The 10414-nt window shown below is 67.0% G+C and carries 13 protein-coding genes; 4 read left to right on the forward strand and 9 right to left on the reverse strand.

Going from position 1 to position 10414, the window contains the following annotated elements:
- Position 1: 1 nt before the first annotated feature.
- From Q0053_RS05480 to map, 6 genes are all read right to left on the reverse strand, one after another.
- The gene (locus tag Q0053_RS05480) at positions 2-256 is read right to left on the reverse strand and encodes a BolA family transcriptional regulator (protein WP_298097141.1); all 255 of its coding nucleotides are present in this window, start codon (positions 254-256) and stop codon (positions 2-4) included.
- Between the two features lie 57 nt (positions 257-313).
- A complete protein-coding gene (locus Q0053_RS05485; RefSeq protein WP_298097144.1) occupies positions 314-838 on the reverse strand; it encodes a GNAT family N-acetyltransferase in 525 nt (174 codons plus the stop codon).
- An 88-nt stretch (positions 839-926) separates the two neighbouring features.
- Positions 927-1655 carry a DNA repair protein RadC gene (gene radC / locus Q0053_RS05490; RefSeq protein WP_298097147.1) on the reverse strand — a complete coding sequence of 243 codons (729 nt, stop codon included), beginning with the start codon at positions 1653-1655 and terminating at the stop codon, positions 927-929.
- A 2-nt stretch (positions 1656-1657) separates the two neighbouring features.
- A complete protein-coding gene (locus Q0053_RS05495) occupies positions 1658-2002 on the reverse strand; it encodes a transcriptional regulator (protein WP_298097149.1) in 345 nt (114 codons plus the stop codon).
- Complete coding sequence (locus Q0053_RS05500) at positions 1971-2285, reverse strand: DUF6516 family protein (protein ID WP_298097151.1); 315 nt, start codon at positions 2283-2285, stop codon at positions 1971-1973. The genes Q0053_RS05495 and Q0053_RS05500 overlap by 32 nt, the downstream gene beginning before the upstream one ends.
- Positions 2286-2364: 79 nt before the next feature.
- Positions 2365-3189, reverse strand: a complete 825-nt coding sequence (gene map, locus Q0053_RS05505; protein WP_298097154.1) for a type I methionyl aminopeptidase — start codon at positions 3187-3189, stop codon at positions 2365-2367.
- A 104-nt stretch (positions 3190-3293) separates the two neighbouring features.
- Between map and Q0053_RS05510 the strand changes: the two genes are divergently transcribed.
- A complete protein-coding gene (locus Q0053_RS05510) occupies positions 3294-4046 on the forward strand; it encodes a competence/damage-inducible protein A (RefSeq protein ID WP_298097157.1) in 753 nt (250 codons plus the stop codon).
- Between the two features lie 153 nt (positions 4047-4199).
- On the opposite strand, the gene Q0053_RS05515 is transcribed toward Q0053_RS05510, so the two are convergent.
- Genes Q0053_RS05515 through fliI form a run of 3 tightly spaced genes read right to left on the reverse strand, consistent with a single transcriptional unit; the run spans position 4200 to position 7045 of the window.
- A complete protein-coding gene (locus Q0053_RS05515) occupies positions 4200-5291 on the reverse strand; it encodes an endo-1,4-beta-xylanase (protein WP_298097160.1) in 1092 nt (363 codons plus the stop codon).
- Positions 5281-5691 carry a flagellar export protein FliJ gene (locus tag Q0053_RS05520; protein ID WP_298097163.1) on the reverse strand — a complete coding sequence of 137 codons (411 nt, stop codon included), beginning with the start codon at positions 5689-5691 and terminating at the stop codon, positions 5281-5283. The genes Q0053_RS05515 and Q0053_RS05520 overlap by 11 nt, the downstream gene beginning before the upstream one ends.
- A 13-nt stretch (positions 5692-5704) precedes the next feature.
- Positions 5705-7045, reverse strand: coding sequence for a flagellar protein export ATPase FliI (gene fliI / locus Q0053_RS05525; protein WP_298097166.1), 1341 nt, complete (start codon positions 7043-7045; stop codon positions 5705-5707).
- 280 nt (positions 7046-7325) lie between these two features.
- On the opposite strand from fliI, the gene cysK reads away from it, so the two are divergent.
- The 3 genes from cysK (at position 7326) to Q0053_RS05540 (ending at position 10168) form a co-directional block, all read left to right on the forward strand.
- Positions 7326-8306, forward strand: a complete 981-nt coding sequence (cysK, locus tag Q0053_RS05530; protein ID WP_298097170.1) for a cysteine synthase A — start codon at positions 7326-7328, stop codon at positions 8304-8306.
- 44 nt (positions 8307-8350) lie between these two features.
- Positions 8351-9568 carry a DUF2336 domain-containing protein gene (locus Q0053_RS05535; RefSeq protein ID WP_298097173.1) on the forward strand — a complete coding sequence of 406 codons (1218 nt, stop codon included), beginning with the start codon at positions 8351-8353 and terminating at the stop codon, positions 9566-9568.
- 165 nt (positions 9569-9733) lie between these two features.
- The gene (locus Q0053_RS05540; RefSeq protein ID WP_298097176.1) at positions 9734-10168 is read left to right on the forward strand and encodes a MucR family transcriptional regulator; all 435 of its coding nucleotides are present in this window, start codon (positions 9734-9736) and stop codon (positions 10166-10168) included.
- Positions 10169-10414: the final 246 nt, after the last annotated feature.

A 10414-nucleotide genomic window follows, 5' to 3' on the forward strand; every position in this document is an offset into this window, starting at 1 on the left:
GTTAGTCTCCCTGCTGGGTCGAGGCGGGCGGGGCTGAGGTCTCAAGCGCCAGCGCATGCAGTTCGCCACCCATCTTGCCCTTCAGGGCGGCATAGACGAGTTGATGCTGGCGCACCCGGGGCAGACCCGCGAAGGTCGGGGCCACGATCCGCGCGCGATAATGATCGCCGTCGCCGGCCAGATCGTCGATGACGATCTCGGCATCGGGAAAGGCTTCGGTCAGATGGCCGCGAAGCGTTTCGACGGACATGGGCATGGACGGCGCGGTCTCCGGATTCGTGCCCGAGGATGACGCATAAACCTTAATGGGGGGCTACGGTCCTTCACGCCCGGGCCGCTCCAGCAGCACGACGGGTGAGCCCTTGTAGAGGGTCTCGGCATAGGGGCGGTAGCCGACCCGCGCCGCCAGGGCGTGGGACGGGGCATTGTCGGGGGAGATCATGCAGACGGTGCGCGCGGCCTTCAGGGTGTCATCGCACCAGGCCAGGGCCGCTGATACGGCCTCGAAGGCCAGACCCTTGCCCTGGAAACGCGGAGCCACGCCCCAGCCGAGTTCGGGGACATCGAAGGCGGGTTCGAGGATGCGGCGGTAGTCCAGCACCCCGACGCTGCCGACATAGTCGCCGGTCGCCGTCTCGCGGATCGACCAGTTTCCGTGGCCCTTGACCTGCCAATGCCCGACGTCGCGCAGCAGGCGGAACCAGACGTCCTCGGATGTCAGGGGGGCGGGAAAGATGGCGGTGGCGAAGACCGGGTCGCCCCACAGGGCGATGAGGTCGTCGAGGTCGTCCGACTGGACCGGCGTCAGGGTCAGACGGTCGGTGCGGCGTATGGTCATGCGAACAGGGCTCCCGCGCGCTCGATCCGGGCCCACCGCCCGATCACGCGTCGACAGGCGGCCAGCCGGGTCCTGCGCGAAGGGTCGCTCACATCAGCCCCAGCTGTTTGAAACTGGCCACGCCGTCGCGGCCGACGATCAGGTGATCGTGGACGTCGATACCGAGGGCGCGGGCGGCCTCGATGATCTGGCGGGTCATCTCGATGTCGGGGCGGGAGGGGGTCGGGTCGCCGGACGGGTGGTTGTGGACGATGATCATCGACTTGGCCGACAGCTCCAGCGCCCGGCGCACCACCTCGCGCGGATAGACCGGAGCATGGTCGACCGTGCCGCGATTCTGGATTTCGTCGAGGATCAACTGGTTGCGGTTGTCGAGATAGAGGACGCGGAACTGCTCGCGGGCCTCATGCTGCAGCGACAGGCGGACATAGGCGACCAGGGCGGTCCAGGAGGAGATGACGGTGCGTTTGGCGGCCTGTTCCTTGATGACCCGGCGGGCGACCTCATGCAGGGCGGCGAGGTCCAGAGCGGTTTCGGTGCCGATGCCTTTCGTCCGGCCCTTCGTGTCCTCGGCCCTGACCGTGATCAGGTCCTCGACCGGGGCGGCGAGCACGGCGGCCAGGGAGCCGAAGCGGGCCAGCAAGGCCTTGGCGATGGGTTTGACGTCGCCCTGGGGCTGGCTGCGGAACAGGAACAGTTCGAGCAGTTCATAGTCGGGCAGGTGGTGGATGCCGGCGCCGCGGGCGCGGTCCCGCAGGCGTTCGCGGTGGCCCGTGTGGTGGGGTTTGGGCGCGGGTGCCGGTGCCGTGGCGTCCATGGTCAGGCGGCGGCCCGGCGGTTTGAAACCCTCAGCTCGAAATGGTCGTAGGGGAAGATAACCTTGCCGCTCTCGCCGCGCCGGACGACGCCGCTCTTGATCAGGCCGGTGACGTCGCCGTGTACAGCCTTGACGTCACGGTCGACCTTTCGCGCCACCTCACGGATGCTCATCTCGCCGGCTCCGGCCATGGCGGTCAGTATGTCCCAGCGCTTGCCGGTCAGGATGCGCCAGAGCAGGTCGGACGTGATGAAACTGATCTCGGCGTAACCCTTCTCGACGCCTTCAAAGGCGCTTCGGAAGTCGGCGAAGACCTCATCTTCGGTCCTCACGCTGAAGACGACCATTCTGAAGTCGCCATTCTCGTACCGTTCGTCGGAAATCGAGTTCGAGCCGGGCGAGGTCATGAAATTCATAGGGCATCTCCGCGTCACCGATGTGGACGTGGTCGCCTTTGCCCCGCTCGTTATCGAAACGAACGACGCAGACCTCGTCGCAGACGAAGGCCAGGCTGTATTTGTAAAAATGGGTCGAGCCGACGACCGGGACCGGCACTTCCCAAACCCGGATGTGCATGGCCTCATCCTCGCCGACGCCGACCTCATCCTCACGGATCAACCGCGCCTTCATGTTGGAGCATGCTCCAACAGATTAGGTGTTGTCAACTGGTCCAACAGCGCCTCCCGACTGTGCGGAAGAGCAACCTATCCTAGAATACGGGTCTGAACAGTCCCGCCGGGCTGGCGCTGAACAGTTCCACGCCGGTTTCGGTGACACCGCAGGTATGTTCGCACTGGGCCGACAGCGACTTGTCGCGGGTGACGGCGGTCCAGCCGTCGGACAGGACCTTCACGTGCGGCTTGCCCAGGTTCACCATCGGCTCGACGGTGAAGAACATGCCGGCTTTCAGCGTCGCGCCCTCGCCGCGGCGGCCGTAGTGCAGGACGTTGGGGCTGTCGTGGAACAGGCGGCCGATGCCGTGGCCGCAGAAGTCGCGGACCACCGACATGCGGGCGGCCTCGACCACCTGCTGGATGGCATAGCCGATGTCGCCGAAGGTATTGCCCGGCCTGATCATGGCCAGACCGGCCTCGAGCGAGTCATAGGTGACCTCGATCAGCTTGCGGGCGCGGGCGTTGATCTCGCCGACGGCGTACATGCGGCTGGAATCGCCATGCCAGCCGTCGACGATGACGGTGTGGTCGATGTTGACGATATCGCCCTCCTTCAGAACCTTGTCGCCGGGAATGCCGTGGCAGACGACGTGGTTGATCGAGGTGCAGATGGTCTTCTCATAGCCCTTGTAGCCGAGGCAGGCGGGCAGGGCCCCGTGGTCGAGGGTGAACTCGCGCATGCGGTCGTCCAGCTCGCCCGTGGTCACGCCGGGGACCACGAAGGGCGTGATCATGTCCAGCGCGGCACCCACCAGACGGCCGGCCGCGCGCATACCCTCCCAGGCCTCGTCGCCCTCATGGATGCGGATCTCGTGGGTGCGGACGAAGGCGTCGCTGTCCAGTTCGGGGGTCTCGTACATGGGGGGCTTTCGGCAGGCGGCAGGCTCGGTTCAGATGACGACCATAGCACAGATGCTCAAGGCGACACGATGACCGGGCGGCGACGGGGGTCTAGGGTGTGGCCATGACCGAATCCTCCCCCACCGCTGCCGTCCTCATCATCGGTGACGAGGTCCTGTCCGGCCGGACGCAGGACACCAATCTGAACACCATCGCCCGGTTCCTGGCGGCGCTGGGGATCGACCTCGAGGAGGCGCGAACGATCGGCGACCGCAAGGACCAGATCGTCGACAGTCTGAACGCCCTGCGGGTGGCCCACGACTATGTCTTCACCACCGGCGGTATCGGGCCGACCCATGACGACATCACCGCCGATGCGGTGGCGACGGCCTTCGGCGTGGCCCTGCCCGAGCATCCGGACGCCATGGCGATCCTGGGGCGACGGTATGGCGACGCGTTCAATACGGCGCGGCGGCGGATGGCGCGGATCCCGGAGGGCGGGACGCTGATCGCCAATCCGGTGACCGATGCGCCGGGGTTCCAGATCGGCAATGTCTTCGTCATGGCCGGGGTGCCGAAGATCATGACCGCCATGCTGGAGGATGTGGCGCCCCGGCTGCGGACCGGGGCGGTGGTGCATGCGCGGACCGTCCGGGTGACCGGGGTGGGCGAGGGCGCGATCGCCGACCTGCTGACCGCCGCGGCGCGGGCCGAGCGCGAGATCAGCTTCGGCAGCTATCCCTTCGGCCATGGCTCGGTGGGCGAGCTGGGGACGAATCTGGTGGTGCGGGGGCGGGATGAAGCGAAGGTCGAGGCGGCGGTTGATGGACTACTGGCGGACCTCGCGATGGCGGGGATTGAGGCGGTTCAGATCTGATCCTTCTCCCGTTGGGAGAAGGTGGCGCGCAGCGCCGGATGTGGGTCGGCGGGTTGAAGCGGCGAAGCCGCCCAGAGGTGATAGACCCACACCCTTTCGCCTTGCCGATCGCTTCGCTCCCGGAGGCTCAAGCCCTCTCCCAATGGGAGAGGGTCAGCGTTGGAACGCTTCGGCCACGGCGTGAAAGGCCGGATTGGCGCCGCCCCGGGCGTCAAGCAGCAGGGCGCTTTCGTCGGGCCGGTTCTTGCCCTCGGCCCGGACCAGCCAGCTGTCGGTGTCGCGCAGGCCCCAGGTGGTGAAGGCGTAGCGCTGGTGTTCCGGCAGGGCCATGAAGGCCTCGGCCAGCTCGCCGACGCGGGCGACCTGCTGGGCGCGGCGTTCGGCGGTCGAGCGCAGGTCCGGCATCCGGCCGCCGTCGCGCTGCATGGGGAAGTCGAGCTCGGAGACGTGGATCGGCAGGCCGAGCGAGGCGGCGTCGCGCATGAAGGCGGTGATCTGTCCGGCCGGGATCTCGATGTCGAGATGTGACTGGGTGCCGATGCCGCCGATCGGGGCCCCGAGTTTCAGCAGGCGTTCGACCAGTTTGAGGAAGGTCGCGCCTTTGCGCGGGATGTTCTCGAGATTGTATTCGTTGAGGAAGAGGACGGCTTCCGGATCGGCCGCCTTCGCCTGTTCGAAGGCGCGGACCATATAGCCGTCCATGCCCAGCGCCCGGCTCCAGTGGCAGTCGCGCAGTCCGTTGCCGTCCTCGGCCACGGGCTCGTTGACCACGTCCCAGCCGGCCATCCGGCCCCGGTAGCGACCGACGAAAGTGGTGATGTAGCGGTCGTATTCGGCGGCGAAGCGGGCGCGGGACAGCTGCGCATCATCGAAGACCTCCGCCCCCTGGGAGTACCAGATGACGGTGTGGCCATGGACGCGCAGGCCGTTGTGGTGGGCGAAGGCCACGACCCGGTCGGAGGGCTCGAAATCGTAGCTGAAGCCGGGGCCGAGGGTGCGCTCCATCTTCTGCTCCCATTCGGGGGTCAGCTGGGAGCAATGGCGCAGCGTCTGCTCGACCCAGTCCGGCTGGTCGAGCTGCCAGGTCATGCCGGTGGCGCCGAAGGGAAAGGGGGCGAGGGCCTTCAGCGGTGGGGCGAGCGGACCGTCGGCGGTCCGGGCCGAGGCGAGGCGGTCACAGGCTGCAAGTGCCAGGGGCGCCGCGAGCAGGGCGCGGCGGTTCAGTCCGGGCGGATCAGCCCGCACGCCGCCTCAGGCCCAACTCATCAAACGCGGCCGTCTCGCGCTTGCCGGCCTCGATCGCGGCGTTGAGGCGGGTCATTTCGGCGACGTGTTCGAACTTCTTCAGTTCCTCGAAGGCGCTGGTCAGGGCGTCGCGGGCCCCTTCTTCCTCGGCGTCCATGACGACGACGTCAGCCTCTGCGGCGCCCTTGCGCAGTTTCCAGCCGTTCAGATAGGCCTGCAGCATCATGGCGGCGTCGGCGTCCCCGCGGGCGCGCTCCTGTTCGATCTCGGCCTCGGCATCGAGCACGGCGATGCGCATTTCGGCCGAGGCGCGGCGCGCGGTGATCTCGGCGAGACGCTTCTGCAGCGTCTCGACCTCATAGTTCGAGATCCTGATCAACGATTGGGCCCAGGCGGTCATCGATATTCTCCGTTCACTGGATCATGCCTTGATTCAGGATTGCTTCCAGCCGGGTAAAGGAATCGGAAAGACCGGTGTGGTCGTCCTTGTCCTGGCCGAGGAAGGCTTCCAGCGCCGGGTTCAGGGTGATGGCCCGGTCGACGATGGGGTCGGCTCCGGCGCGATAGGCCCCGATGCGGATCAGTTCTTCCATATTGGCATAGGCCGACAGGCTCTGGCGGGCGCGCTTGTTCAGCTCGCGCTCGGGCGGGGTCTGGCAGGCGGGCAGGGTGCGACTGACGGATTTGAGCACATCGATGGCCGGGAAACGGCCCCGCTCGGCGATCTTGCGGTCCATGACGATATGGCCGTCGAGGATACCGCGCACGGCGTCGGCGATCGGCTCGTCGTGGTCGCCACCGTCCACCAGCACGGTGAACAGGGCGGTGATGGGCCCGGCCGTGGTGCCGTCGGGCCGCACCGGGCCCGGGCCCGCCCGCTCCAGCAGCTTGGGCAGTTCGGTGAAGACGGTCGGGGTATAGCCCTTGGTGGTCGGCGGCTCGCCGGCGGCGAGGCCGATTTCGCGCTGGGCCATGGCGAACCGGGTGACCGAGTCCATCAGGCACAGGACCTCGAGGTCCTGATCGCGCATGTATTCGCTGATCGCCATGGTCATATAGGCCGCCTGGCGGCGCTTCAGGGCCGGTTCGTCACTGGTGGCGACCACGACGATGGCGCGGCGCAACCCTTCCTCGCCGAGGGTTTCCTCGATGAACTCCCGAACCTCCCGGCCCCGTTCGCCGATCAGGCCGACCACGACAACGTCACAGCTGGCCTGACGCGCCAGCATGGACAGCAGCACCGACTTGCCGACGCCGGAGCCGGCGAAAATGCCCAGACGCTGGCCGCGGCAGGTGGTGGTGAAGACGTCCATGGCGCGGACGCCGAGATCGAGCCGCTCGCCGACCCGGCCGCGCGAATGGGCCGGGGGCGGGGGTGCGCGCAGGGGATAGGCGGCGGGCCCGACGGGCAGGGGGCCCTTGCCGTCGATCGGCTGACCGAAGGCGTCGATGATCCGGCCCAGCCAGGCGGTGGTCGGGCGGACGCTGGCCGCGGCGGAGACGATACGGATGTCGGCACCGGGGGCCACGCCCTCGACCGGGCCGAACGGCATCAGCAGGGCCTTGGCATCGCGGAAGCCGACCACCTCGGCGGGCAGGGGGGCCAGGTGCCGCCGCTCGATCTCGGCCCGGGCCCCGACCGACAGGCGCGACAGACCGCCCCGGGACTCGATCAGCAGACCGTTCACGCCCGCGACCTTGCCGGTCACGACCAGCGGGTCGATCGCTTCAACGGCGGCGATGAGAGCGTGCAAGCGAAGGATCCCGGAACAGCCCGTTAACGTTTGCTGCATCGTGGTTAACGGGGGGTGAAGGCGAGCGGTGCCCGCCCGGTCAGATCAACACTTCGATGGTTGCACGAACGGAGTCGCCGACCTCAAGGCCCAGACCTCGACGTTGAATTCGTGGATCACCGGCCCCTCGCGTCGCGCCTGTGAGCATCCATCATGGGAACCAAGGGTCAAGACGCAGCCTTCGGGTTTGCGTCGGTCGTATTCGACCTATGTACTGACAACTGAATCGGAGAAGCCCCCCATGACCAACGCCCCCTATGACGCCTCCCGCCATCGGAAAGCCGGGCGGGGCAAGGTCTTTGCCTCGATCCTCGATACCATCGGGGACACACCGCTGGTGGGGCTGCCGCGGTTGACGGCGGAGTATCGGCCCAAGGCGACGGTGCTGGCCAAGCTGGAGTTCTTCAATCCGCTGGCCTCGGTCAAGGACCGGATCGGGGTGGCCATGATCGAGGCGCTGGAGCAGTCGGGGCTGATCGGGCCGGATACGGTGCTGATCGAGCCGACATCCGGCAACACGGGCATCGCCCTGGCCTTTGTGGCGGCGGCCAAGGGCTATCGGCTGATCCTGGTCATGCCCGAGAGCATGTCGATCGAGCGGCGCAAGATGCTGGCCCTGCTGGGCGCCGAACTGGTGCTGACTCCCGCCGAGAAGGGGATGAAGGGGGCCATCGCCATGGCCGAAGAGCTGCTCGTGCGGACGCCCGGCGCGGTCAGTCCTGCCCAGTTCGACAATCCGGCCAATCCGGCGATCCACAGGGTCTCGACGGCCGAGGAAATCTGGAACGACACGGCGGGCGCGGTGGACATGGTGATTGCCGGCGTGGGCACGGGCGGCACCATCACCGGCGTCGGCCAGGTGCTGAAGGCGTACAAGCCCTCGCTGCGCATGATCGCAGTCGAGCCGACCGCCTCGCCGGTCCTGTCGGGCGGCGAGCCCGGCCCGCACAAGATCCAGGGCATAGGCGCCGGCTTCATCCCGTCCATCGTCGACCGCTCGGTCATCGACGGCGTCGAACAGGTGTCGAATGAGGACGCCTTCGACATGGCCCGCAAGGCCGCCCGCGTGGAGGGGATTCCCGTCGGCATTTCGTCGGGCGCGGCCCTGGTCGCCGCCTTCCGTCAGGCGGCGCTGGAGGAGAATGCCGGCAAGACCATCGTCGCCATCATCCCCAGCTTCGCCGAACGCTATCTGTCGACGGCGCTGTTCGAGGGTTTGTGACCGTCACGACCGGTTAACCGGCGCGGTTCTAGGATTCGCCGGATATGTTCGAGACTTCGCACAGCCCCGAGGTGGTCGCCCCTGACGGCGGGTTCCGCGCGCGTCATGCCTTGCTGAAGCGCCTCGCTGACGTCGTTTCCCTGCCCGCCAGCCGGATCAATGCCTTTGAGCGCGCCGTCACCGGCGACCTGCTGGTGGAAATGCTGCGGCTGGCCTCGCCGGAGGACCGCCGCCGGGTCGCGGCCCGGCTTGCGCCCCTGGCCGAAGTCCCCAACGCCCTGGTGCGTATCCTGCTGCGCGATGACCCCGCGATCGCGGGTCTTCTGATCGAGCAATGCGCTTCCTTGACCGACGCCGACCTGGTTGCCTGCGCCCGGGACGCCACCTCGGCCCATCGCCTGCTGATCGCCGGCCGCCGGTCGCTGTCCGAGGTCGTCACGGAGACCCTTCTGGGCTTCGGCGAATGGGATGTCACCGAGGCGGTGCTGCGCAACAGCACGGCGCGCCTCAGCCAGACGGCCATCGAGTCTGTGGTCAGCCTGAGCCGACAGGAGTCGCAGCTGTGCGGCCCGGCCCTGAAACGGCCGGAGCTGCGTCCTTCGGGGGCTTATGTGATGTTCTGGTGGTGCGGTCCGGAGGAGCGCCGCACGATATTGCAGCGGTTCGCCGTGTCGCGCGAGGTCATGCAGGAGGTGTCGGAAGACATCTTCGTCATGGCGGCGGCCGAGACCTGGCAGGATCCGGTCTCACGCAAGGCTTTGCAGTTCATCGAGCGGCGCCAGAGAAACCGGGGTGCCATCGCCAAGAGCCCTTACGAAGGCCTGGAGGAGGCTGTCGCGGCCGCGGCCGCGCATGGCCTCAATCGTGAGGTGGCGTCCGAGATCGCCTATCTGTCCGGGATAAAGCCGATCACGGGGGCCAAGATCATGGGCGATCCCGGCGGCGAACCCCTCGCGATCCTGTGCAAGGCGACCGGCCTGGGCAAGGGCGACCTGACCAACCTGTGGCGCTCGATGCGCCGGCCGGAAACGGCAGAGGACGGCACCGTCCATCCCGCCTGGGCGCGGGTGCAGATCACCTATGACATGCTGGCGGTCGACCGGGCCCAGACCGTGCTGCGTTACTGGAACTGGTCGCTGTCTTCTGCCCTGACGCCGGTTCTGCTCAGGGCCATCCGCGATGGCGAGGAAGATAGTCTGGTCGACTATACAACACCGGAACGTGCGGCCATTCTGGCACTGGCGGACAGTTTCAGCCGTTGAAGACAGTCGCCGGTCTCCGGGACCGGATATATTCTGAACTCAAAGACAATCCGGAGCTTCCCGGCGAGCATGGCCCTCGTTGTTGCTTTCGCACGGGAACAAATCTATTCATCCGATAACGGCTGATTCAATCGAAAATCCAACCAGACAAGGTGAGGCTGACCCATGGAAGACAACGCGCAAATCCTCGAAATGACCGCAGACATCGTGTCGGCCTATGTCGGCAATAACAATGTCCAGGCGGCGGAAGTTCCGGGCCTCATCTCCAGCATCCATGCCGCCCTGACCCAGGTCTCGACCGGTGCCGTTGAGCCGGAGCCCGAGCTCAAGGATCCGGCCGTGCCGGTGCGCAAGTCGATCACGCCCGACTTCCTGATCTGCCTGGAAGACGGCCGCAAATTCAAATCGCTGAAGCGCCACCTGCGCACGAAATACAATATGAGCCCCGAGGAATACCGGGCGAAATGGGGCCTGGCCAAAGACTATCCGATGGTTGCCCCCAACTATGCCAAGGCCCGGTCAGACCTGGCCAAGCAGATGGGTCTGGGCCAGGGTGGTCGTAAACCTGCCCGCGCCGCCGGGGGCCGCGCCAAGAAGTAATCCGGGACTTTCGTCCGACTATAACGCCCGCTTCCGGCACCGGAGGCGGGCGTTTTGCTGTGGGGGCGGGACTGGTGGCCGGTCGCTGACGACCAGCCGCCACCCAGGCTGCGACGGCTCAGTTGGCGCGGGCCGAAAGGTTCATCACGGCGAGCACAACGCGGTCACAACGGACACGACGGGACCGTGCGGTTGCCGCGTGTGTCGATCCTTCCCGGCAACGAAACGAGACAAGGGCGGCTTTGC

Origin of the sequence: Brevundimonas sp., from assembly GCF_027487935.1 — a bacterium.
Lineage (GTDB): Bacteria > Pseudomonadota > Alphaproteobacteria > Caulobacterales > Caulobacteraceae > Brevundimonas.

Bases quoted from the DNA above. Each gene is read 5' to 3' on its own strand.
- Q0053_RS05535 (WP_298097173.1), top strand. From the start codon at position 8,351: ATGTTCGAGACTTCGCACAGCCCCGAGGTGGTCGCCCCTGACGGCGGG.
- Q0053_RS05510 (WP_298097157.1), top strand. From the start codon at position 3,294: ATGACCGAATCCTCCCCCACCGCTGCCGTCCTCATCATCGGTGACGAG.
- Q0053_RS05520 (WP_298097163.1), bottom strand. From the start codon at position 5,691: ATGACCGCCTGGGCCCAATCGTTGATCAGGATCTCGAACTATGAGGTC.
- Q0053_RS05500 (WP_298097151.1), bottom strand. From the start codon at position 2,285: ATGAAGGCGCGGTTGATCCGTGAGGATGAGGTCGGCGTCGGCGAGGAT.
- Q0053_RS05480 (WP_298097141.1), bottom strand. From the start codon at position 256: ATGCCCATGTCCGTCGAAACGCTTCGCGGCCATCTGACCGAAGCCTTT.
- Q0053_RS05485 (WP_298097144.1), bottom strand. From the start codon at position 838: ATGACCATACGCCGCACCGACCGTCTGACCCTGACGCCGGTCCAGTCG.
- Q0053_RS05540 (WP_298097176.1), top strand. From the start codon at position 9,734: ATGGAAGACAACGCGCAAATCCTCGAAATGACCGCAGACATCGTGTCG.
- Q0053_RS05495 (WP_298097149.1), bottom strand. From the start codon at position 2,002: ATGGTCGTCTTCAGCGTGAGGACCGAAGATGAGGTCTTCGCCGACTTC.
- radC (WP_298097147.1), bottom strand. From the start codon at position 1,655: ATGGACGCCACGGCACCGGCACCCGCGCCCAAACCCCACCACACGGGC.
- map (WP_298097154.1), bottom strand. From the start codon at position 3,189: ATGTACGAGACCCCCGAACTGGACAGCGACGCCTTCGTCCGCACCCAC.
- cysK (WP_298097170.1), top strand. From the start codon at position 7,326: ATGACCAACGCCCCCTATGACGCCTCCCGCCATCGGAAAGCCGGGCGG.